The organism is Sporomusa termitida, from assembly GCF_007641255.1.
GTDB lineage: Bacteria > Bacillota > Negativicutes > Sporomusales > Sporomusaceae > Sporomusa > Sporomusa termitida.
Window position 1 is genome coordinate 1,284,204 of sequence record NZ_CP036259.1, and the last position, 21,197, is coordinate 1,305,400.

The 21,197-nt window shown below is 53.2% G+C and carries 22 protein-coding genes; 16 read left to right on the forward strand and 6 right to left on the reverse strand.

Translation table 11 applies throughout. The features are described from left to right. Positions 1 to 20 precede the first annotated feature (20 nt). From SPTER_RS05755 to SPTER_RS05810, 12 genes are all read left to right on the forward strand, one after another. The gene (locus SPTER_RS05755) at positions 21 to 575 is read left to right on the forward strand and encodes a pyridoxamine 5'-phosphate oxidase family protein (protein WP_246105499.1); all 555 of its coding nucleotides are present in this window, start codon (positions 21 to 23) and stop codon (positions 573 to 575) included. A gap of 2 nt (positions 576 to 577) precedes the next feature. Then, positions 578 to 1,840 carry a nitrogenase cofactor biosynthesis protein NifB gene (gene nifB, locus SPTER_RS05760; protein ID WP_144349448.1) on the forward strand — a complete coding sequence of 421 codons (1,263 nt, stop codon included), beginning with the start codon at positions 578 to 580 and terminating at the stop codon, positions 1,838 to 1,840. A 55-nt stretch (positions 1,841 to 1,895) separates the two neighbouring features. Then, the gene (locus SPTER_RS05765) at positions 1,896 to 2,951 is read left to right on the forward strand and encodes a homocitrate synthase/isopropylmalate synthase family protein (RefSeq protein ID WP_144349449.1); all 1,056 of its coding nucleotides are present in this window, start codon (positions 1,896 to 1,898) and stop codon (positions 2,949 to 2,951) included. Continuing rightward, on the forward strand, positions 2,948 to 3,757 hold the full coding sequence (locus SPTER_RS05770) for a beta/alpha barrel domain-containing protein (RefSeq protein WP_144349450.1): 810 nt from the start codon (positions 2,948 to 2,950) through the stop codon (positions 3,755 to 3,757). Before SPTER_RS05765 ends, SPTER_RS05770 begins: the two co-directional genes overlap by 4 nt. A 112-nt stretch (positions 3,758 to 3,869) precedes the next feature. Beyond that, positions 3,870 to 4,583 (forward strand): type 1 glutamine amidotransferase, encoded by a 714-nt coding sequence (locus SPTER_RS05775; protein ID WP_144349451.1) that lies wholly within the window; start codon positions 3,870 to 3,872, stop codon positions 4,581 to 4,583. A gap of 333 nt (positions 4,584 to 4,916) precedes the next feature. After that, positions 4,917 to 5,630 (forward strand): energy transducer TonB, encoded by a 714-nt coding sequence (locus SPTER_RS05780; RefSeq protein ID WP_144349452.1) that lies wholly within the window; start codon positions 4,917 to 4,919, stop codon positions 5,628 to 5,630. Between the two features lie 47 nt (positions 5,631 to 5,677). Next, on the forward strand, positions 5,678 to 6,274 hold the full coding sequence (locus tag SPTER_RS05785; protein WP_170233167.1) for a MotA/TolQ/ExbB proton channel family protein: 597 nt from the start codon (positions 5,678 to 5,680) through the stop codon (positions 6,272 to 6,274). Next, the gene (locus SPTER_RS05790) at positions 6,271 to 6,696 is read left to right on the forward strand and encodes an ExbD/TolR family protein (protein ID WP_144349454.1); all 426 of its coding nucleotides are present in this window, start codon (positions 6,271 to 6,273) and stop codon (positions 6,694 to 6,696) included. Before SPTER_RS05785 ends, SPTER_RS05790 begins: the two co-directional genes overlap by 4 nt. Positions 6,697 to 6,719: 23 nt before the next feature. Beyond that, entirely contained in the window at positions 6,720 to 7,406 is a 687-nt protein-coding gene (locus SPTER_RS05795; protein WP_144349455.1) for a GTP-binding protein, read from the forward strand. A gap of 4 nt (positions 7,407 to 7,410) precedes the next feature. Next, positions 7,411 to 8,514, forward strand: coding sequence for an ATP-binding cassette domain-containing protein (locus tag SPTER_RS05800; protein ID WP_144349456.1), 1,104 nt, complete (start codon positions 7,411 to 7,413; stop codon positions 8,512 to 8,514). Continuing rightward, entirely contained in the window at positions 8,498 to 9,247 is a 750-nt protein-coding gene (locus SPTER_RS05805) for a Rossmann-like domain-containing protein (protein ID WP_144349457.1), read from the forward strand. Before SPTER_RS05800 ends, SPTER_RS05805 begins: the two co-directional genes overlap by 17 nt. 41 nt (positions 9,248 to 9,288) lie before the next feature. After that, positions 9,289 to 11,292, forward strand: coding sequence for a TonB-dependent receptor (locus tag SPTER_RS05810; RefSeq protein WP_144349458.1), 2,004 nt, complete (start codon positions 9,289 to 9,291; stop codon positions 11,290 to 11,292). Positions 11,293 to 11,435: 143 nt separating this feature from the next. Here the strand turns inward: SPTER_RS05810 and SPTER_RS05815 are convergent, their stop codons facing one another. From SPTER_RS05815 to SPTER_RS05835, 5 genes are read right to left on the reverse strand one after another with little or no spacing between them, the layout of a single operon-like run. Continuing rightward, on the reverse strand, positions 11,436 to 12,704 hold the full coding sequence (locus SPTER_RS05815; RefSeq protein ID WP_144349459.1) for a purple acid phosphatase family protein: 1,269 nt from the start codon (positions 12,702 to 12,704) through the stop codon (positions 11,436 to 11,438). Beyond that, entirely contained in the window at positions 12,695 to 13,483 is a 789-nt protein-coding gene (locus SPTER_RS05820; protein WP_170233168.1) for an ABC transporter ATP-binding protein, read from the reverse strand. The genes SPTER_RS05815 and SPTER_RS05820 overlap by 10 nt, the downstream gene beginning before the upstream one ends. Beyond that, on the reverse strand, positions 13,473 to 14,501 hold the full coding sequence (locus SPTER_RS05825; protein ID WP_144349461.1) for a FecCD family ABC transporter permease: 1,029 nt from the start codon (positions 14,499 to 14,501) through the stop codon (positions 13,473 to 13,475). The genes SPTER_RS05820 and SPTER_RS05825 overlap by 11 nt, the downstream gene beginning before the upstream one ends. A 6-nt stretch (positions 14,502 to 14,507) precedes the next feature. Then, positions 14,508 to 15,554, reverse strand: coding sequence for an ABC transporter substrate-binding protein (locus SPTER_RS05830; RefSeq protein ID WP_144349462.1), 1,047 nt, complete (start codon positions 15,552 to 15,554; stop codon positions 14,508 to 14,510). A gap of 24 nt (positions 15,555 to 15,578) precedes the next feature. Continuing rightward, complete coding sequence (locus tag SPTER_RS05835; protein ID WP_170233169.1) at positions 15,579 to 16,568, reverse strand: methyltransferase; 990 nt, start codon at positions 16,566 to 16,568, stop codon at positions 15,579 to 15,581. Between the two features lie 330 nt (positions 16,569 to 16,898). Between SPTER_RS05835 and SPTER_RS05840 the strand changes: the two genes are divergently transcribed. From SPTER_RS05840 to SPTER_RS05850, 3 genes are all read left to right on the forward strand, one after another. Then, positions 16,899 to 17,099 (forward strand): PD-(D/E)XK nuclease family transposase, encoded by a 201-nt coding sequence (locus SPTER_RS05840; RefSeq protein ID WP_211367490.1) that lies wholly within the window; start codon positions 16,899 to 16,901, stop codon positions 17,097 to 17,099. A 324-nt stretch (positions 17,100 to 17,423) separates the two neighbouring features. Then, complete coding sequence (locus tag SPTER_RS05845; protein ID WP_144349464.1) at positions 17,424 to 19,175, forward strand: ABC transporter ATP-binding protein; 1,752 nt, start codon at positions 17,424 to 17,426, stop codon at positions 19,173 to 19,175. A 4-nt stretch (positions 19,176 to 19,179) separates the two neighbouring features. Then, positions 19,180 to 19,362 (forward strand): ammonia-forming cytochrome c nitrite reductase subunit c552, encoded by a 183-nt coding sequence (locus SPTER_RS05850; protein WP_246105603.1) that lies wholly within the window; start codon positions 19,180 to 19,182, stop codon positions 19,360 to 19,362. A gap of 38 nt (positions 19,363 to 19,400) precedes the next feature. Here SPTER_RS05850 and SPTER_RS05855 read toward each other — a convergent pair whose 3' ends face one another. Then, positions 19,401 to 19,874, reverse strand: coding sequence for a hypothetical protein (locus SPTER_RS05855; RefSeq protein WP_144349466.1), 474 nt, complete (start codon positions 19,872 to 19,874; stop codon positions 19,401 to 19,403). A gap of 970 nt (positions 19,875 to 20,844) precedes the next feature. Here SPTER_RS05855 and SPTER_RS05860 point away from each other — a divergent pair. Further along, on the forward strand, positions 20,845 to 21,051 hold the full coding sequence (locus SPTER_RS05860; RefSeq protein ID WP_144349467.1) for a hypothetical protein: 207 nt from the start codon (positions 20,845 to 20,847) through the stop codon (positions 21,049 to 21,051). Positions 21,052 to 21,197 lie beyond the last annotated feature (146 nt).

Genomic DNA, 21,197 nt, shown 5'->3' on the forward strand with positions numbered 1-21,197 from the left:
GCGCTTATCGGCAAGAGGGAGTGAGTACGATAGAACAAATAAGATATACCCAACGGATTTGTGAGGATAAAGAAAAAATTAAGCTCTTTTTGACCGCCAAAAGGGTAGGGACATTGAGCATGTGCGAGACTGCCGGGAGGCCCTATGCCCTGCCTGTCAATTATGTTTATTGGAATGATAAGATATATATCCATGGTATGGGCAGCGGTAAAAAAAATCTTGTTCTCGCCGCCAGGCCGTCGGTCTGTTTTACCGTATTTGAGGAATTCGGTACTGTGGCTGATCCTGTACCGGCCAAATGTGATACTGCCTACCTGAGTGTTGTTATTTTTGGCAAAGCGGTACTTGTCAAAGACTTAGAAGAAAAAACGCAAGTGCTGGCGTTGTTTCTGGAAAAGTTTATGCCCCGGTTTTTTAAAACCCCGCTTTCAGCGCAATTTGTCGATAAATACCGTTCCTCCTTTGATAATAATGCTGTTGCCGTTTACGCCATTGAGCCGGAGGAGCTCACTGCCAAAGAAAACCCAGTCGATCCGGAGCATATGTTTCAGGCTGTAGGAAAAGGGGATGATTAGCGATGGAAAAACAGGAATTAGCAGAAATTACGGCTAAACACCCCTGCTATTCTTTTGCTGCCCATCATAAATATGCCAGGATGCATCTGCCGGTGGCGCCGAGTTGCAACATTAGCTGCAACTACTGTAACCGCAAGTATGACTGTGTGAACGAAAGCCGTCCTGGGGTGACAAGTGAGATATTGACGCCGGCCCAGAGTCTGGCAAAGTTTATCAGGGTAAAAGCAGAGCTTCCCCATTTGAGTGTCGTTGGGATTGCCGGTCCTGGTGATGCTTTAGCCAATTGGGAGGCGGTAACAAGCAGTATTCAGTTAATCAAAGCCGAAGCGCCGGCTATGATCTTCTGCCTGTCCACCAACGGCTTGATGCTTCCCCACTACTGGCAGGATATTATCGACCTGGGGATTAACCATGTAACCGTTACTGTAAACTGTCTGGAGCCTGCCATCGGGGCCGGAATCTACCGTCATATTCATTATCAGGGTAAGTACTATGTGGGAGAAAATGCTGCTGAACTATTGATCGGCAACCAGCTGACAGGGATTAAGCTGTTGGCTGATCATGGCATCCTGGTTAAGGTTAATATTGTTATGATCAAAGGCATTAATGATGAGCACATCCCGGCTGTAGTAAAAAAAGTAAAGAGCCTGGGGGCCCTAATGACCAATATTATGCCGTTAATTCCGGCGCCGGGCAGTGTTTTTCAGGGGTTTTCCCAGACCAGCAGGAAGGAAGTAGATGCTATGCGTGATCTGTGCCAAACCGACCTTACGCAAATGCGTCACTGTCAGCAATGCCGGGCTGATGCCATTGGCCTTTTGGCAGAAGATCAGTCCCATAAATTCCGCAGCCCCAAGCCTGAATCTGTAAAAAAATGCAACCTTCCGGCCAGGGTGTATAAGATAGCTGTAACCTCCAAATATAAAAAGCTGGTTGATTTGCACTATGGTCACGCCGCCGAGTTTCATATCTATGAAACAGACGGTAGGGATACCCGGTTTATCGAAACCAGACCCACCCAGAAGTATTGTCTGGGTGTGGCAACCTGTGAGGAGACAGAAGCAAAAAAGGATGCCCTGATTGAGGGGATTGCCGATTGTGATGCCGTACTCACTATGCGGATCGGTTATGAGGCGCAAAAGCGTTTACTGGGTTATGGTATCCCGGTAGCCGAGTCGTGTGCAAGTATTGAAGAGGGTTTGCAACAGGCCTTTCAGCAATTGCGCCAGGCAGAGCAGCCGGGGGCGGTGTGTAGTGGTCTATAGCGGGTAAGTGAAAGGGGCTATCGGGGAAAAATATAAATGAAAGAGGTTGTGTGTAATGAAAACAGATGTTATATTCATTGACCAAACACTGGGGTATGGGCTAGAGCACCAAGGCTTGGGCACCTCTGAATTTATTTATATACAGCGGAAAATTGCAGCGCTGGCGCAGGTTATGTTTGATGTAAGCCTGCAATCGTTAGTGGCTGTGTTAGACTGTGGCGCGGTGGCTGTAAAAGATATTCGCGCCGGTATTGCGCCTGATGCCCGGCAGGTTGCCCTTGCTCACCAATCAGGCTGCAGCAAGGTCAAAGTAAATCTAAACGCTATGGATTTCTGCAATTTGGCGGCGCCTGTGGCCGAAGCGCTCCGGCAGGCGCGGGCCCGGGGGCTGGCGGTATCGCTTCAGCTCACCGGCAACTGCCAGTATTCTTCAGCCAGGCTTCTGCAGCTGTGCTGGCTGATCAGCAAGTATGAGATTAGCAGTGTTGCCTTTGTGGATGAATATAGTGATCATGATCCGTTGTTTACTTATGGGGCTTTATTGAATCTGCAGCAGCAATTACCCTGTCCTATCGAGTATTGCGGCAAAAATGGCAGCGGTTTAGCCACCGCCAATGCCCTGGGGGCCATAAAAAGCGGCGTAGCTTGTGTTGCTGTTGCCGTCGGCGGGGTTGCCGGCTACCCGGCGTTTGAAGAAGTACTGATGGGTGCGCGGTTTTTGCTGAAACTGCCGCTGGCTGTACCTGCCAATATTGCAACCTGTTGTGAAGAAATACTTAGCTATATCGGCCAATGCGTTCAACCGACAAAACCGATTATCGGGTCCGATATTTTCGCCCATGAATCAGGGATTCACGTTGATGGCGTTAATAAAAAAAGTGATTTGTATGAGTTTTTTACGCCTGAGACGGTAGGCTTATCACGTAAAATTGTTATCGGCAAACACTCGGGTAAAGCGGCCATTGAGCTGAAACTAAAAGAATTGAATATTTTCCTTCAGCCTACAGCGGTGTTAACCGTGCTGGAAAAAGTCCGCAGCCTGGCAATCAGGCAAAAAGCCCCTGTTTCCGATCTGCAGCTGCAAAAACTGGTGCATGAGGTTGCTTCATGAAGATCAGGATTGTCGATACAACCTTGCGCGATGGTGAGCAAGCGGCCGGGCTGGTGTTCTCCCAGGCAGAGAAGCTGGCAATTGCCAGGGCGCTTGACCGGGTCGGGGTATTTGCCATTGAAGCAGGAACCCCGGCTATGGGCGTAGAAGAACAAAGTGCATTGCAAGCCATCGTCGAAGCAGGCCTGTCGGCAAGGGTTATTGCCTGGAACCGGGCTGTCAGGCAAGATATTCTGACATCGGTACAGTGCGGTTTTTCCTTTATCCATATCTCGGTGCCGGTATCAGAGCTGCACCTTACCTATAAATTAAAAACAACCAGGGAAGCCATTTTGCAGCAACTGGCTGATTCGGTAGCCTACGCCCGCAGCTTTGGCTGCACCATATCGGTGGGAACAGAGGATGCATCAAGGGCTGATGAAGCCTTCTTCTTACAGGTGGCTGAAGCTGCCGCCCGGACAGGCGCGGAATATATCCGTTACTCCGATACCGTCGGCTGCCTGGAGCCGCTACAGACCTATGAAATTATGCAAAGGCTTGTGAAAAAATCGCCCCTGCCGCTGGAGATTCATGTTCATAATGACTTCGGGCTGGCTACTGCCAATACATTAGCGGCCATTCAGGCCGGTGTGCTGATGGCAAGTGCCACGGTGTGCGGGATTGGCGAACGGGCCGGCAATGCAGCGTTGGAACAGATTGCCGGGGTGTTGACAGAGCTCTATGGACATGAAACCGGCATCGACAGGAAGTTGTTGCCTGACCTAACCAGGCTGGTGGCGCAGGCGTGTCAAAAAAACAGTCAATAGCCATACAATGAAGTGTCAACTAGGCGGAGTTAGATTCGCATAAGGGTTGGCTTTTTAATTTATTTGTGAGAAAATGGATAGAGCAAAGTAGGACGAAAGGACAGGAGATAAGATGAGACTTCATTATTTGCAACATGTCCCCTTTGAAAACCCTGGCAGTATTCTGCAATGGGCCAGGGAAAACGGCCATGTGCTGACAAACACGCAGCTGTACCGGGAGGAGACGCTGCCGGCACCGGCCGCTTTCGACTGGCTTGTGGTCATGGGCGGGCCGATGAATATCTATGAAGAGGCGGTCTATCCGTGGCTGGCTGCTGAGAAGGAGTTCATCCGGGAGGCTATTGACGCCGGTAAAGTAGTGATTGGCCTTTGTCTGGGCGGGCAATTAATTGCCGATGTAATCGGCGGCCGGGTAACCCGGAATCCGTGTAAGGAAATTGGCTGGTTTCCGGTCAGCCTGAGTGAGCAGGTGAGACAGTCACCGTTGTTTTCTTTTTTTCCGCCTGCCCCTATCGTCTTTCAGTGGCACGGGGATACCTTCAGTGAACTGCCGGCAGCCGCCACCTGTATCGCGACAAGCGAGGCCTGCCGGCATCAGGCCTTTATCTATAAAAACCGGGTATTCGGGTTTCAGTATCATCTGGAAAATACACCGGAGATCATTGCCGGTCTTATAGAGAATTGCCGGGATGAAATGATTCCTGCCGAATATGTGCAGACGCCGGCGGAACTGCTGGCTCATCCCGAATATATCGAACAAAGCAATACCTGGATGGCAATGTTTCTGACCCAACTGGAAAAAATGTACCGGCAGGGTACCCTGTAGGGAAGAGGCAGCGTTTGTATTAAAACCGGCTGGCCCCAAGGCGAAGCCGGTTTATTGCGCTGATAAATGAATTTTCATAAAAAAACAAAATAAAACAAAACAAAACAAACAAAAACAATATAAAAGCAATATTTATATTGACCTGAGTTAGTTTTTGTATTAAGATGAATAAAAAGTAAAATTGTGGATAGATACAAAGCGGTATCAACTAAACAACGCCGGTGCTGTGTGTTTAGTTGATTTTTTACATGTCAATGTGTAATATTTTTGAAAGTTTGGGTTTGAATTGAAATATTTATTTCAGAGGTTGTGAACTGGCTATGGGAGGCCGGAATGAACGATTTCAGCAAATCACCCTATAAAAAAACAGCCGGAATCTCGCTGCTGCTTCACGGGGCCCTGATTGCCTGGCTGGCGATGCTGGGCCCGCCAGGTCCGGTCGAACAACCGGCAGTGATTGCGGCGATCGCAGTTGATATCGTTCCTGTTGCTGTGACCGCCGCCGGGGATAGGGCAGCACCGGCCCCACCGGCATCATCCCCGCCGGCGGCGGACAACCGGCCGGCTTCCCGGCTGCTGCCGGTTGCAGCCCGCCCGGAGCCTGCCGCTCAGGCTCAGGCTCCGGCGGCAGCGGCAGACAGCAGCACCACGGCGACAGCTGCTGCTTCCGCGGCAGACGCAGCGGTTGCGCCGGCTTTGGCTGTAACCGCCCGGGGCGGGCAAGCAAACGCCGGTGACGGCGGGGGCAAGCCTGCTGCCGGCGGCGGCAGAACCAAACCGGCATTTATTGCCGGTTCCAGGCCGGCCTATCCCCAGGCCGCCCGCAAAGCCCGCTGGGAAGGGGCGGTCATAGTCCGTATTTTTATTGAAGCGGATGGAACCGTCACCTCGGCAGCGGTAAAGGCGGGGAGCGGTTATGACATCCTGGATGAGGCTGCCGTACAGGCCGTTAAAAAATGGCGCTATTCCCCGGCGAAGGAAGGTGGTGTGCCGGTTGCCAGTTTGCACGATGTAAGGGTCCGCTTCAGTCTGGACGAGGCCGATTAAGCGGCAGCACGGCAATAGGCCTGCAAGCAGAAAGAGAGATGATCCCGGTGCATGAACTGTTACAAGGCGGCTGGATGATGCTGCCCCTCGCGGCCTGCTCGATTGTGGCCGTGGCTGTTATTCTTGAACGTATGTACTTCTTCCGCCATAGCGGTGCCGCCAACCTGGCCGAAACATTACTGGCAATGATCACCGGCAACCAGCGGGAGGAAGCCGCGGACCGGGCCAAGGGGTCCCCGCTGCCGTTAATCCGCATCCTGGCGGCCGGTATGGCCCATCCGTATCAGCCGGCAAAAGCCATGGAGGCGGTGGTTGTCAATGAGCTGGCTGCGATGCGGCGCGGATTGCCGATACTGGATACGATTGTTACCTTGTCGCCGCTCCTGGGGCTCCTGGGTACGATTATCGGCATGATTGACTCTTTCCAGGTGATGGCCTTGTCCGGCATGGGACAACCCCGTGCCGTTACCGGCGGGATCGCGGAGGCCTTGATTGCCACGGCGACCGGCATCACTGTGGCCGTCATCGCCCTTATTCCGTACAATTACTTTCTGGCCCGGATCGAAAGGGAAACAGAGATTATCGAACATTATGCCACCCGCCTGGAATTGGCATTAAACCCGGCGGCGGAGCAGCAGCGATGAAGATACCGCGAAAACCGCGAAAAAAAGCCCGGATTGAGATTATACCGATGATTGATACCATGTTTTTTCTGCTGGTGTTTTTCATGCTGGCGGCCTTAGCCATGACCGCCCAGAACACCCTGCCTGTTGCTCTGCCCCAGGCCGCCGGGGTTCAGGACCGGAACCGGCCGGCAATCGTGCTGACTGTAACCAAAGACGGCAAGCTCTTCTGTGACGGGGAGCAGGCCGGGACGCCGGCGGAAGCGGCCCGGTGGCTGGTGCAGCAAAGCCAGGGCGATAACCAAATCTCTGTTATTATTAATGCCGACAGCGGGGTCGAGCACGGGCGGGTGGTGGCCCTGATGGCTGCTATCCGTCAACAGGGAATAGACCGAATCGCTATTGGTGTTCAGCCTGACGGACCAGGGGCGGCAGCCAGATAAATGCATTGATGGGGGGCTAAGCGATGAAACTTATTACCGTATCAGGGGCACCCTCGGCCGGTAAAACCTCGATCATCCTCAGACTGATTGACTGCCTCCGGGAGGGCGGCCAGGCGGCCGGGGTGGTAAAGTTTGACTGCCTGACTTCTTTTGATCAGCTGCGCTATCAGGAATATGGGGTACCGGTTCAGGTGGGGTTCTCGGGTAAGTTTTGCCCTGATCATTTTTTTATCAGCAATATTGAGGATGCTGTCGAGTGGGGGCAGCGTACCGGGCTCGATATCCTGATTAGCGAAAGTGCCGGCTTATGCAACCGCTGTTCGCCGCATATTCAGGGTATTCTTGCTATTTGCGTGATTGATAATCTCGCCGGCATTAACACCCCCCGCAAAATTGGCCCCATGCTGAAGCTGGCCGATATTGTCCTGATTACCAAGGGGGATATCGTCTCCCAGGCCGAACGGGAAGTGTTTATGTTTAATGTACGGCAGGTAAATCCCGGCGCCCGCATCCTGTTTGTCAACGGCATTACCGGCCAGGGGGCATTTATGCTGAGCAAGCAGGTCAGCAAGGCGGCTGATATTACCACCCTGAGAAACCGGCGGCTGCGTTTCTCAATGCCGGCTTCGGTATGCGCCTATTGTACCGGCGAAACCCGGGTCGGTGAGAGTTACCAAATGGGGATGCTGAAAAAGATGGAATTTAGGTGAAACGATGGGGGACAACGCAAAAATTAGAGAGAGCATCACGAAGCAGACCATAGCTGAGCTCATCAGCACTTATCCGGTCGTGCAGGATTTTTTTGTCAATTATAATTTGCAGAACCTGCAGCAGGATCTTACGGTAGCCGGGGCCCTGGCCAGGATACCGCCGGAGCAGTTACAGGAGTTCGGCCTTGATGTATTCAGTTTGACTGAAGAACTGGTGAAGTTCATGGCCACATTGATCCATAACCGGGAAGAACGGGAAAGCGTCCGCACCATTACCATCATCGGCGGCCGCAATAAGCAGGGGGAAGCGGAGAATGTGACCCTTACCATTGCCGCCGGCGAGGTTGTGAGTATTGTTGGCCCCACCGGTTCCGGCAAAAGCTGCCTGCTGGGCGATATTGAGTGCCTGGCTCAGGGCGATACGCCAACCAGACGACATATCCTGATTAACGGCCGCTCTCTGACCGATGAGGAACGCTTTGATATAGGCAATAAAATGGTGGCCCAGTTATCGCAGAACATGAATTTCGTCATGGATCTAAATGTTGCCGAATTTCTGGCCATGCATGCCAAAAGCCGGCTGTGTGAGGAGGCCGGACAGGTGATCCAACAATGTTTTACCTGTGCGAATGAACTGGCCGGGGAAAAATTTACCCTGGATACGAAAGTAACCCAGCTTTCCGGCGGGCAGTCGCGGGCCCTGATGATTGCCGACACGGCCTATATGAGTTCTTCGCCGATTGTGCTGATTGATGAAATCGAAAATGCCGGTATTGACAGGAAACAGGCGATCGGCCTGCTGACGGAAAACGAAAAAATTGTTTTAATCTCCACCCATGATCCCCTGCTGGCGTTAAGTGCCGATAAGCGGATTGTGATAAAAAACGGCGGCATTCACAAAATTATGAAAACCTCGGCTGCAGAAATAAACAGCCTGCGGGACATTGAAAAACTGGATGCCATCATGCTGGCTATCCGTCAGCAGCTGCGGTATGGCGAACGGGTTTCGCCTTTGGCGGTTAACTTTAACAAGCTGGCGCCTGCTGAACAGGGACCGGGCTCTGACCAGCAGGAAAAGGAGTGTCAACAACATGTGGGAATTATATGATGCCTTAATTGATGGGATACCGGACACGTGCCTTGTTGATGAATTCATTTGCGGCACGTATGCCGCCTTAGTCCGCAGCGGCAATGGGCTGGGCTTCAGCCATGTTCTGCCGGGCGATACCCTGCCGGAGGTGATGCGGAAATCACTGGGTATGCCGCTGAAACAACTGGCCCAGTGCATCAAATCCTGGAACTTTATTGAGGCCTCTGTTGGCATGGCGGCGATAAACGCCTGGTATAATGCCCCGGCAAAGGCGGCTGCCAACGGCATTGTGCTTACCGACAGCCTGTATAGCGAGGACCGGACCAGTGATCCTTTTATTTCCTATCAGAATGCCGTCAAAAATAAAAAAGTAGCCGTACTTGGCCATTTTCCCTATATTGAACAGCTGTATCAGCCGGTCTGTGAGCTGACCATTATCGAACGGGAGCCCCGGGAAGGGGATTACCCGGAGGCGGCTGCTGAATATATCCTGCCGGCCAGTGATTTCGTCATTCTCAGCTGCAGCAGCCTGGTATATAAAACGCTGCCCCGTCTGCTCGAACTGGCGGAAAATGCCTATGTCATCCTTGTCGGCCCGTTTACGCCGCTGGCACCGGCGCTGTTTTCGTTTGGGGTCAACGACCTGTCGGGGTTTGTGGTTAAGGACAATGCCGGTGCGGCCCGGATTGTTTCAGGACTGCAACGGACATCGATCTACAAAACAGGGCAGAAGGTAACACTGAGAGCGTAAAGGTATATTCCGGAAAATATCATGGAAAGGGGATTTATCATATGTATAAAAGGTTAAGCAAAATGGTTATTCCACCGGCGGTTTGCGTCTGTTTGCTAAGCTCATTTAATCCTGTCATGGCCGAAGAGGCGGTGGCGCTGGACGAAGTGGAGGTCCGTTCGACAGCACTGTCCGATTATCTGGTTACTACTGCGGTCATTACTGCCGATAAGATTAAAGAGATGGGGGCAACCAACCTGGCTGAGGCCATTGAAGGGGTGCCGGGCCTGTATGTTGCCCGGGCCGACAAAGGCAGCCGGCTGGCACGCATCCGGGGGGCGGCCTCTGACCAGACGAAAGTCTATATTGACGGTATGCCCGTATTTCCTTTGTCGGGCATTGCCTCGAACTCAGCCTCGAATCTGGAAACCATACCTATTGACAATATTGAAAAGATTGAAATCATCAAGGGGCCCGGCCCGGTGCAATACGGGACAGACTACAAAGGCGGCATTGTTTTAATTACTACCAAGGACGGCAAGGGGGCCGGCCAGATCAATCTGCATCTGTCGGCCGGTTCACATAGCACTTATAATACCTATGCCACCTATAGCGGCAGCGAGGGCACGACCAGTTATTATCTAGCCGCCGGCAAAAAACAGACCGATGGCCACCTGAATAACTCGGACACGGACAGCGATTATTTCAACGGCAAAATCAAGTGGCAGCTTAATGAGAATTCCAATCTGACTCTGAGCGGCTACTATATGAATACCGACCGCGAAATCCCCAATGATATTGACCAGCTCACCGGCCGGGAAGTGCCTTCTACTATTACATGGTCGGGCGATACGCCGGTGGACGGCAAGACAAAGGTCACAGATTGGAAATACACTGACTTTAAACAGTCCAATATTGCCTTGCAGTTTGACCAAAAGGCCAGCGACCGGTTTGCCTACAACGTCAAGGTATATCACGTAACCGATGAAAACGACCTGTGGGTACATAACGGCAATAATGCCGACAACCCGGCATTTGTCACCCCGGCCAGCCCGGTCTGGTATCGCAGCGGCTGGTATTCCAAAGGGAACGGCATGGAGTTTGCCGGCGACCTGCAGGCCGACAGGAATAATACGGTGACCTTTGGTGTGAAATACAATAAAATCGACTGGGACACAGATGAGAACAATTCCGACCTTGACGAAGGCGGGACCGACAAACGGCTTGGCTATTACATTCAGGATAACTGGCGTATTGACAATAAAACCAATTTCACCCTGGGCGTCCGGTATGACGAGGCCAAACAGTCGTATTCGTATGCTAAAACCGATACTGAGGGCAACTTCAAAAGCGAACGCAACAGCAGCAAAGTAGATGCCACTGATCCGGTTCTGAATATTACCCATCAGCTGGATGCGCAAAACACAGTGCGTTTTTCCGCCGGCAAGTCCCATATCTTTGTGACCGCCAAGCAGGTTGCCTCGAACCTCGCCAAAGGCGTGGCTTTGCCGGAAACGGAAAAGGCAACTAATTATGAAATCGGCTGGAAGCACGATTTTGATGAAAAGGCGTCACTGGATGTCGCGGCCTTTACCAATAAGATTGACAATCGCATCGACCGGCGGACCTCTGATAAAACCTACTATAATATCGCTGAAACCGATATAAAAGGCATTGAGCTGGAGTACACCCGTCAGCTTACCGACCGGGTAAAAGGCTTCCTCAATTATACCTATCTGGATGCCAAGGATACGAACGAAGCAGGGGTTAAGACCAAAGCCGTCAATCTGCCAAGCTCCCTGTTTAATTACGGATTAACCTATACGGTGGACAAGTTCCAGGCGACTGTTCTGGGGCAGGCCTTCGGCAAGAGTGATACCGATCACAAAACGTATAAAAAGCTGGCCGGCTACCATACCCTGGATGTTGAGCTGAAATATCGTGAGAATGACAACCTGGGCTATTTTTTGCGGGTAAACAATATTCTTGATTCTGACTACTGGGAAAAAGCAACCTATCCGGCTGATGGCATCAATTTTGCTACAGGGGTTACGCTCAGAATGTAATTAAAGTAGGCTAGTTATTGCCACCGCTTAGGCGCTGGGCGTAAGACAAAAAGTACAAGTAATGGCCCGGCGGGCTATTGCCTGTACTTTTTTCTTAGGCGGCAGGTTGGATAAAATATATTGCCGGGAAATAAAAAATGGCCTCACTGGGCCATTTTTAGTCGTGCCGGTGCGGCTTTAGCCAGCTGCCATTGATCAATTAACGCCCCGTCCTGTTGCCAGGCCTTTACCGTCAGTGTATCGTCCTGTACCTGGACGGTTAGATAATTGGGCTGGTCCAGGGGGTTGTAAAATGCCTCATCCCACAGACCGGCGGCGGCCCGGTCATGAGCTTTGGTGCCGCTGCGGCCGGCGGTGATATAAACGGTCCCCCGGTCGGGGCCTGGGGCGCGGTTGCCGCCATACAGCGGATAGGTCCGGGCGTAGATATGCTCATGGCCGGAAAACACCACATCCACCTGATATTTGTCGAAGAGGGGCACAAAGGCCGCCTGTATCCTGTCATTGTGATAGGGAGGGCGGTGCAGAAATACGATCTTCCAGGGCTTGTCCGTCCGGGCTAAGTCCTGGTCCAGCCACTCCCGCTGCCTCGCCAGCATGTCAGGGTTGAACAGCTGCTCTTCTCTTTCCTGGCTGTCGAGCATCACGAAATGCACGTTGCCGTAATCAAAAGAGTAAACCTGTTCTGTCAGCCCGGCCGGTCCGTTGCGGGGCAGTTGGAACTGGGCCGTGAACAAGGCCGGCGGCTCGTTGACTTTCCAGCGGGGCGTGTACATTTCGTGATTACCGGTTAACGGCATGGCCGGAATCCGGTTAATCACGCCCTGCGAGGCGGCAAACCAGGCCTGCCATTCGTTGAAATCAGTGCCGGTGTTAACCAGATCGCCTACGTTTGTAAAAAAAGCGGCGGCCGGCTGGGCCTGATAAGCTAGCTGGAGTGTCTGCCGCCAGGTGGTATAAAGGTCGTCGCTCTGGGAGTCGCCAAACACCAGGAAGGTAAACCTGGTTACCGCGTCGGCCGCGGTCTGGAAAGAATGGAAGTCACCCCAGGCGGTGCCGTTGCCAAGCCGGTACAAATAACGGGTGTCTGGCTGTAAATCAGTTAAACATGCTGAGAATACATGGACAGCGGTCTCCTGTCCGGGCAGATATTCCTTGGTGGCTGTGGCGGTTTTAGCCGCACCCGGCAGGCCCTGGCCAGGGCCTGCGATGATATACTGCACCTGGTCTAAGGCCGGGTCCGGTGTCTGCCAGGTAATGGCCTGCGTGGTCCGGGGATCACCGGACCAGGTCAGGGCGATGCAATCAGGTCCGGTCGGGTTCGACCGGGCCAAACTGCTGCCGGACACAAGCAGGACGGCAAGCAGCAGGGTGGTAAAAACCAATTTGGGCAAGCTTTTTTTTAAGAACACTGCTTTTCCCTCCCAATATTTTTGGGGACTATCACCTGCAGGCCCCGGCTGGTGGTATCTGTTTGAATATTATCGCCGAAGGCCTGCTGCAGACTGGTGTCGCTTAAGGCCTGTTCTATCGGGCCGGCGCTAATCAGGCGCCCTTCTTTCATGAGCAGGGCAGCGTCGCAGTAATTCAGGACCAGATTGGGATCATGGAGCGTGATCAGGGCGGTGGCATTCTTGCGTTTGATTATATCGCGGACCAGGGCCATCATTTTGTGCTGGTTGCAAAAATCCAGATGGGACGTGGGTTCATCCAGCAGCAGGACCGGGGTTTCCTGAAACAGGGCCCGTGCCAGCAGGACCAGCTGCTTTTGGCCGCCGGACAGCTGCTGAAAGGGCTGGGCGGCCAGGTGGCGGATCCCGATTTCCTCACAAATGGCCTGGGCTTTGGACCTGTCCTGCCGGCTGGGGGCCGACCAGGCATTAAGGCGGGCGGCGCTGCCCATCAGCACCATTTCCAGCACGGTAAAAGCAAACACGCTGTGCGTGATTTGGGGCACAAAGCCGATCAGCCGGGCTGTCTGACTGCGGGAAAGCCGGGCCACATCCTGATTGGCGACCAGGATACGGCCGCTGAACGGGGTAAGAATAGCATTAATGCAGCGCATCAATGTGGTTTTGCCGGAACCATTAGGGCCAACGAGGGCACAAAACTGACCGCCGGGCAAAGCGGCGCTGATATCCTTAAGGATTGGTACTTTAGTATAGCCGGCCGAAATGTTGTTAATTTGCACGGTCACTGCCGAGTGCACCCCCTTTGCGGCTTTGAATCAGGTAGCCCAGAAAGGGCGCACCAAATACAGAGGTAACAATACTGATCGGGATTTCCGCCACCAGCAGCGAACGGGCCAGGGTATCCATCAGTATCAGGAAAATCCCGCCCAGCAGGCCGGCAACCGGAATCAGCCGCCGGTGTTCGGTGCCCACCAGATAGCGGGCAATATGGGGAATAATGAGACTGACCCAGAGAATCGCGCCGACCGCGGCCACCGAGGCCGCGACAATTAATGTGCTTAAAAAGATATAGAACATGCGCCACCGGAAAACGGGGATTCCCAGAGCCAGGGCCTCTTCGTCGGCTAAAGTCAGCACATTCAAACGCCAGCTGAACAGGCAGATGAGCAGGGAGGAAACGGTGATAAGCGGGAAGATGCCGGCCAGCTTAAGCCACGAAGCCGTATGGAAACTGCCCATCAGCCAGAAGGTGATTTGGGCTAATTTGTCGTAAGGGTCAGCCAGGTAAATCAGCACCGACAAGCCGGCCTGAAACAAGGCAGACACGACAATGCCAGCGATGACGAGCACTGAGGCCGACGGGTCCTGGCTGCGCTGGGCCAGCAGGTAGGCCGACAGAACCGCAGCCAGACCGAAAACAAACGCCAGGCTGTAGACACCAAAGGTAATTTGGGTAAAAAAGATAATGGCCAGCGCCGCCCCGAAGGCGGCGCCAAATTTCACGCCCAGGATGTCGGGCGAGGCCAGGGGGTTGCGGAAAATTCCCTGAAAGACAGCACCGGCAATGGAAATGCCGCCCCCAATCACAAAACTCATAATGATCCTGGGCAGGCGGATGTTCGTGAAAATGAGATAGGTCTCCGGGGCTACGGCCGGCAGCCGCCCGTTCCAGCCCACGGCCGCGCAAAAAATACTGGCAATCTCCAGCGGCTTGATGGCATACCGCCCCACACCCAGCGCCACTGTGAGGGCGCAAACAAATAGTGCTGCCAGCAGCAAAATAATCTTGTTATTCATAGGCGCCTACAGTTTTCCACCCAATGCGGTAAAAGAATGTCCGAGAAACTCGGTATAGAATTCATCGGCGAGCCTGGTCAGGTCAATATCGGCGAATTTTTCCGGATGTAAGGTTTTAGCAGCCCAGACTATGCCCAGGACATGATGTGGAGCCGGGTAGTCCCACCAGCCGATCGTGGACGGAAAGGAATAAACCCGTTTATCCCGGGCTGCCTTGACTGTGGCAAAATGTGGATTGCCGTACAGGGTTTCCGGGCTGTAGGTATCCCGGGATGAGCCGAGGAAAATAACAGCAGGATTCCAGGCTGAGACTTGCTCCGGTGACGCAGTGATCCAGTAGCCTTTCAGTTCGGTGGCAACATTCCTGCCGCCGGCTGTTTCAATAATTGAGGCCTGCAGCATATCACCGGTGGCAACGGCAAAAATATCTCTTGGCCCTGAAAACATGACGGTGGGCCGCTGATCGGCCGGGATCGGGCCTGTCCGCTCCTGGACAAGCTGGAGCAGCTTGTTGCAGGCGGCAATATAGGTTTCACCCCGGTCCTGACAGCCGAGTACTCTGGCCATCAGCCTGACCGCCTCATAGCTATCCGCCAGGGTCTCGCCTTTGAGGGCAATGACCTTCATGCCGGCACTCTCAAACTGCTGCAGTTGTGTTTTGTCAAAGGAAGAGTTGATGAAGATGAGTTCCGGATTTAATGCGGCCAGCGATTCGGTGGTAATTGTTTTTTGCATCTGCCGCAACTGGGGTTTGGCGCGGAAACCGGCATCGGCCCCGAGCATGGCCTGGCCGAGCTTATTGTAAAGGGCCTGGTGGACCAGCTTGTCCTGCTGGCCCAGGGCGAAAGCAATCTGGCCCTCAAAATGATCCAGGGCTGCTATTCGCTGGATGTGACGGGGAATCTCCACCTGCCGTCCCAACTGATCGGTTACCGTGACTGTCGGACTGTCAGCAGCCTGGTTTTGATTGCCGCCGGCAACAGGGGTTTGGCCGCAGGCACTGAGTAAGAAAAGCAGGCACAGCAAGCTGAATACCAGGGCTGTTTTTCTCATTGTCGAATCCTCCCTGTATGTAATTTAGGGGCGGGTTGCTGTCAGGACAGCAACAATATCGGTGATATTGGCAGTCTGGATGTTGCTGAAGCCATATTCAGCCAGCCAGGTTTGCCATTCAGTCAGTGTATACATGGTTCGCTGGCCGTTGAGGGTGCAGAACAGGCGGTTAATACTGCCGGCCAGGCTGGGGAATCCGTCCTTGATATGAGTCCGCACAATCAATGTGCCCCCCGGCAGTACGGCTGAGTAGACTTTGGGCAGTACCGTGGCTAACGTAGACGGGGACAGCATCAGGGAACAGAGAACAGCATCATAGCCGGAACCGATATCTGTCGCCAGAAAATCGCCGGCCCGGGTCTGGACGCGGCCGCTTAAGCCGTAGTTAGCGATGGCGGCCGCGGCCAGGGCGGCAATGTCCGGCACATCAAATAAGGTAACCGTCAGGCCGGGGTATTTCTGGGCAAAAGCAATACTGTAAAAACCATGGCCGCCGCCTAAGTCCAATAAATGTTTTTTCCGGTCCAGGCTGACTGCCTGCACCGTGGTCTGGACGAATTCGCCGGTTACCGCGCGGGCACCGATGCCGCGCAGGCGTTCTGGCTGGTTTTGTGCTTTTTTATGGCAACAGGGGGTAACGGTCTCGTTGTTAAGCGCCGCCAGCACCCTGTGGGCAAAAGAGCCGGCCGGAAACTCGGACAGCAGGGAATCGGCCAGAAACCAGGGGCTGTTTCTATGCAGATATTTGGCCATTGCTGGGACCGCTGTATAAGCACCGCCGACACAGGTCAGATAGCCCGCCTGGGCCAGGACCTGCAGCACCCGCTCGGTGATGGTTTCGTCCCAGGCCAGCTCGCGGGCCAGCCCGGCTGCAGTTTTCCTTACCGCCAAAGCGGTAAACAGACCTTCTTTAGCCGCCAGGGCTGTTAATTCGTAAACAATGCCCTGCGTGAGCAGGTTTTGGACCGGGGAAGGATCAACAGGCAGTTTTTCGTATAATTGGGGGATCGGCATGTTTGCGGGGCCTCCTATCTTTCTGATGAACCTTGCCATAAGCGCTGTCTTGTTGACGGGGAAAACTGATAATAAATTAAAATAAACATAAACTAATTAAACTGAACTTTAATAGTATAATAAACTGTTAATAGTAAAAGTGCAATAAGTTTTTGTTAGTTTTTGGCCATTCTGGAAAATACTAAATGCTGCACTCGTCAAAAGCAAGAATACAAGGATAACCGGGGGTTTAGAATTAAAACCCAAGGGTAACTTTTCTGTGAATATCTGGTATAATAAGAATAGGAAGGATGAGAATGGATTGGCCCCCAAGAAATGGAGGAGATTGCCATGAGTGAACCAGCAATCCGCAAGGCTCTGACGGCTGAGGAAATCTTTCTCAAGCAGGACAAAGAGCGATATTTATATGAAATGAGGGAGAAGGCCCTGTTAGACCATGTATCCGCTATGGAAGGCGCCGGGAAAGGCAAAGAAGCAGGCAAAACAGAAATAGCAATTGCGCCTGTTAAAGCGGGGTATGAGGGTAACTGAAGTGGCAGAGTTAACCGGGCTGGCGCCGGCAGATATAGAAAAACTACAACCCCCGCAGTCTTCCGCCTGCAATTAGCCTTGCAAGAAATGGAGGGGATTGCCGGACTCAGCGGACTCAGGTAGGCGGAGTTCCGATAGCGGCCAGGGACGGTGGTTGTGTGTATGCTGGGAGAGCAGACACGACCACCGTCCCTTTGTCTTGAGGTGATTTCTGCCTGGCCAGGCAGGAGTTTTAGGTTGATTTTGGAATGTATAAGGGTTATATTCCGTGATAAAGAATAATGCGGAATAACTTGCTGTGATACTTGCTAAACGGAGGCCTTTATGTCAATCTGGTCAAAATTCATCCAATATTATAAACCGTACCGGTGGCTATTTTTTACCGATCTGGCCTGTGCATCGGTGGTTTCCCTGGTGGACATTACCTTTCCCCAGATCCTTTATTTTCTCACCCACGGTGTTTTTACCCGGAGCGCGGCGGAGATTAAAGGGGTATTGGGCCTTGTCGCCGCAGGGATGATCGCTTTGTACGGCATCCGCTATGCCTGTCAGTATTACATTACCACCTGGGGCCATATTATGGGCGCCCGGATGGAAAGCGATATGCGCCAGGACCTGTTTGATCATTACCAGCGGCTGTCTTTTTCCTATTATGACCGCAATAATACGGGCGAAATGATGTCCAAGCTGGTGGCCGATTTGTTCGATATTTCCGAGCTGGCTCACCATGGGCCGGAAAACGTCTTTATCTGTACCCTGAAGATTGTCGGGTCATTTTTATTATTGCTGCTCCTCAATGTTAAAATGACGTTAATTCTTTTTGCCGTTGTCCTGGTGATGATTGTGTTCAGTATTTATAAAAACCGGCGGATGAAAGCCGTGTTTATGGATAACCGGCAAAAGATTGCCGGCGTTAATTCCCGGGTTCAGGATAGCCTGGCCGGTATCAGGGTTGTCAAATCTTTTGCCAACGAGGATTTGGAACGGGAAAAGTTCTGCACCAGCAACCTGCAGTTTTTGGAGTCTAAAGTAAACAGCTACCGCCTTATGGGCAGCTTTCATGCCGGCAATGGTTTTTTTCAGGGTTTACTGTATACAGCGGTGCTGGTCAGCGGCGGTTTTTTTGTTGCCGGCGGTACGCTGCAGGTTGCCGATCTGGCGGTATATGCTTTGTATATCGGCATTTTTATGGGTCCCATTGATGTGTTGATTAACTTTACCGAGCAATTTCAAAAAGGCTATTCCGGTTTCAAACGGTTTCAGGAAGTTGTTGATACGGTGCCGGAAATTTTAGAAAAACCGGCCGCCGTACCACTGACCAATGTCAAAGGCCGGATCGTTTTCCAGGATGTTTCTTTCCGGTATAATCAGGCTGCCCAAGTGCTGGCTGGTGTGAATATTACCATTGAAGCCGGGAAAACAGTAGCCCTGGTGGGGCCTTCGGGCGGCGGCAAGACGACCCTGTGTTCCCTGGTGCCCCGCTTTTATGATGTGAGCGGGGGCGCGGTCCTGATTGACGGCCACGACGTGCGGGCGGTTACGCTCAAGTCCCTCCGCAGTGCGATCGGCATTGTCCAGCAGGATGTTTACATGTTTGCCGGCTCAGTACGGGACAATATCGCCTATGGCAAGCCGGCGGCCACGGAGGCGGAGATTAGGGAGGCCGCGAAAAACGCTAATATTCATGAGTTTATTATAGGCCTTGCCGACGGGTATGACAGCTATGTGGGCGAGCGGGGCACCCGCCTGTCCGGGGGCCAAAAGCAGCGGCTGGCGATCGCCCGCGTATTCCTGAAAAATCCGCCTATCCTGATTTTGGACGAGGCTACCTCCGCCCTGGACAACGAGAGTGAGCGCTATATCCAGGCATCGCTGGAACGGCTGGCCCAAAACCGGACGACAATTGTGGTGGCCCACCGGCTTAGCACCATTCGCAATGCCGATGAGATTATTGTTATTAATCGCAGCGGCATTCAGGAACGGGGCAACCATGAAGAACTGCTGGCGAATAATGGTCTGTATGCCAAATATTATCATATGCAGTTTGAAGGGCTGGATGATTTGGAGGGTGAATAGGTTGATGAGGCCGGGCTCGCCCATGATCCGTAAAGCCCAATGGTATTGGGACCTGCTGGCCGCTGAAAACAGCATGGGTTTCCATAATTTGCCCCAGGCGCTGAATACGCTGGGGCAGGCCAGCGAACCGGCCCGCCAGGCTGTGGCCGCCGCCAACCGGGCGGCTGGCATTAACCTGTTGTACTGACATAAAAAGAAAGCCCGGCCGGGGCTTTCTTTTTTAGGTCAGTCACTGCTTCCGTCCTCCTGCTGCTGCAGGAAGGTCATAAACTCCTGGCGGACCCGGCTGCTGTCCCGCAGCCCCTGCCGGTAGGCAATTTCCGCCGTCTGCCCGGACTCCAGCGCCGCCCAAGCCTCGAAATCCATGACCAAACCGGTCATTTCCGGCTGCTCGGCCTTCAGGGCCCGGGCCAGCTCCAACAGCCGGTCCAGGGCGGCGCTGACTTCGCTGGCTGTCCGGTTGTAGCCGGCATCCTGCGTGGCGGCCAGGTTGAGGATATGGTCGACCCTGGTGAAAATATACTGATCAAAAGCCTGGTTTAACATCTCTTTCAGCCCACCCCGGCTCGTCTGGCCGGCCCGCAGGCGCCGGGGGCCCGGCGCCTGGAGCCTGGGGCCGGGCCGGCAGAGCGGCCGCCGCTGCCCGGGTCTGGTAGCGTGGCCGGTTGGCCTGAGCCGGGTTCCGTTTTCGTCAGACACATGTATACCCCCCTATATGAGGCTGGGGCAGGAGGCTGCAGGGCAGCACTGCCGCCAGCTGGTTACAGGGGGAAATTAAAGCGCATGCGAGGTTGTTGGCCTACACATGCGCTTATGCTTCAATAGTTGCTGAATCCCCAATTCCAATAAGCCAGCAAGGCGGTCAAACCGGCAGAACAATGCCCACTGCTGCTGACAACTGGCTGGTGAGGAGCGGATAATGCGTTGCTGCGTCTAAGTCGCACTCACAGCCCGATGCCTGCGGCAACAGCCCTTATACCCGCGTGCTCCCCCGGCTTGTGCTGGGGCGGAAGCCCGGTGTATAATAGAAATGTCGTCGTGGACAGCCTGCTGTTACGTGTAGGTGTTTGGTACCTTGCGCGGGCCTGGAAGTGCTGCAACACTTCCAGGTCACGGCGACTTTAATTTCCACCTATTTCTAATTATAGCCTGTTTCCGGGGAATTGCAAGCAGAGATAAGGGGACCGCCAGGGATTTTTTCTGACGGTATAGAGAACAAATGCCCGCGCAAGCGGGTTTTTTCTGTCTACAGAATTTATAATTTTTGATAGGCTGAAGGTCCCCATAAACAAGGTGCGCCAAGGCCCCGCAACCCGGTAACCCCCCGGCCCTTTGCCGGAAAAAGCGTTCCGCAGGAGAAAAGCCGGGCGGTATGCCGTTAAGAAATCCGTACTGTTTGAGCGCAGCGAGTTTCGGATTTTAGGCATACCGTCCGGCTTTTCAGCTTTTGGAGGCTCCGGGCCTAGACCTTTTGTTACTTTTGGGGCGATGCCAAAAGTAAAACCATTCCCTTGTATTCCAGGATTATCTGCTATGCGCAAAGCCAAAAGACCGCGCGAGTGGTTTTTTTTCTGCTTTTAATGCCGCAGTGTATAAACAATTGCCGGTTGGCAATCTATAAGGTAAACAGGCCTGCAAGTCTGCAGCCGTGACCGGAGGGGCGGCTTGAGTGGGGTGGAAGAAATACCTGGAAAAGAACAGCCTTGGCCAGGCGATTGATTTGGCCCACCAGGCGATTGATGCGGCCAATAAGGCGCCGGTACCAATGCCTTATAGGCGAAACAGGCCGCCGGGAGAATGTACAGTCCAATTCTGCCGGCGGCTCTCAAGCCGTACAATCGGAGCTTATGTTAACATAGCATTCTACCGGCAGTAGCTGCAGGTTCTAAGGAACCTGTTTTTTCTTTGCCCCCGCAGCATTTATAAAGATTCGAGGCCATGATCTAAGGGATAAGAAAAATCGATACCCTAAAGGGCCCAGGCAGCTTCTGCCGGCGCTGGCAAAGCCAAGTTTTTCTAACC

Coding starts and splice junctions, on each gene's coding strand:
- nifB (WP_144349448.1), top strand. CDS start 578: ATGGAAAAACAGGAATTAGCAGAAATTACGGCTAAACACCCCTGCTAT.
- SPTER_RS05765 (WP_144349449.1), top strand. CDS start 1,896: ATGAAAACAGATGTTATATTCATTGACCAAACACTGGGGTATGGGCTA.
- SPTER_RS05770 (WP_144349450.1), top strand. CDS start 2,948: ATGAAGATCAGGATTGTCGATACAACCTTGCGCGATGGTGAGCAAGCG.
- SPTER_RS05775 (WP_144349451.1), top strand. CDS start 3,870: ATGAGACTTCATTATTTGCAACATGTCCCCTTTGAAAACCCTGGCAGT.
- SPTER_RS05780 (WP_144349452.1), top strand. CDS start 4,917: ATGAACGATTTCAGCAAATCACCCTATAAAAAAACAGCCGGAATCTCG.
- SPTER_RS05790 (WP_144349454.1), top strand. CDS start 6,271: ATGAAGATACCGCGAAAACCGCGAAAAAAAGCCCGGATTGAGATTATA.
- SPTER_RS05795 (WP_144349455.1), top strand. CDS start 6,720: ATGAAACTTATTACCGTATCAGGGGCACCCTCGGCCGGTAAAACCTCG.
- SPTER_RS05800 (WP_144349456.1), top strand. CDS start 7,411: ATGGGGGACAACGCAAAAATTAGAGAGAGCATCACGAAGCAGACCATA.
- SPTER_RS05805 (WP_144349457.1), top strand. CDS start 8,498: ATGTGGGAATTATATGATGCCTTAATTGATGGGATACCGGACACGTGC.
- SPTER_RS05810 (WP_144349458.1), top strand. CDS start 9,289: ATGTATAAAAGGTTAAGCAAAATGGTTATTCCACCGGCGGTTTGCGTC.
- SPTER_RS05825 (WP_144349461.1), bottom strand. CDS start 14,501: ATGAATAACAAGATTATTTTGCTGCTGGCAGCACTATTTGTTTGCGCC.
- SPTER_RS05830 (WP_144349462.1), bottom strand. CDS start 15,554: ATGAGAAAAACAGCCCTGGTATTCAGCTTGCTGTGCCTGCTTTTCTTA.
- SPTER_RS05835 (WP_170233169.1), bottom strand. CDS start 16,568: ATGCCGATCCCCCAATTATACGAAAAACTGCCTGTTGATCCTTCCCCG.
- SPTER_RS05840 (WP_211367490.1), top strand. CDS start 16,899: ATGAGTGAACCAGCAATCCGCAAGGCTCTGACGGCTGAGGAAATCTTT.
- SPTER_RS05845 (WP_144349464.1), top strand. CDS start 17,424: ATGTCAATCTGGTCAAAATTCATCCAATATTATAAACCGTACCGGTGG.
- SPTER_RS05850 (WP_246105603.1), top strand. CDS start 19,180: ATGAGGCCGGGCTCGCCCATGATCCGTAAAGCCCAATGGTATTGGGAC.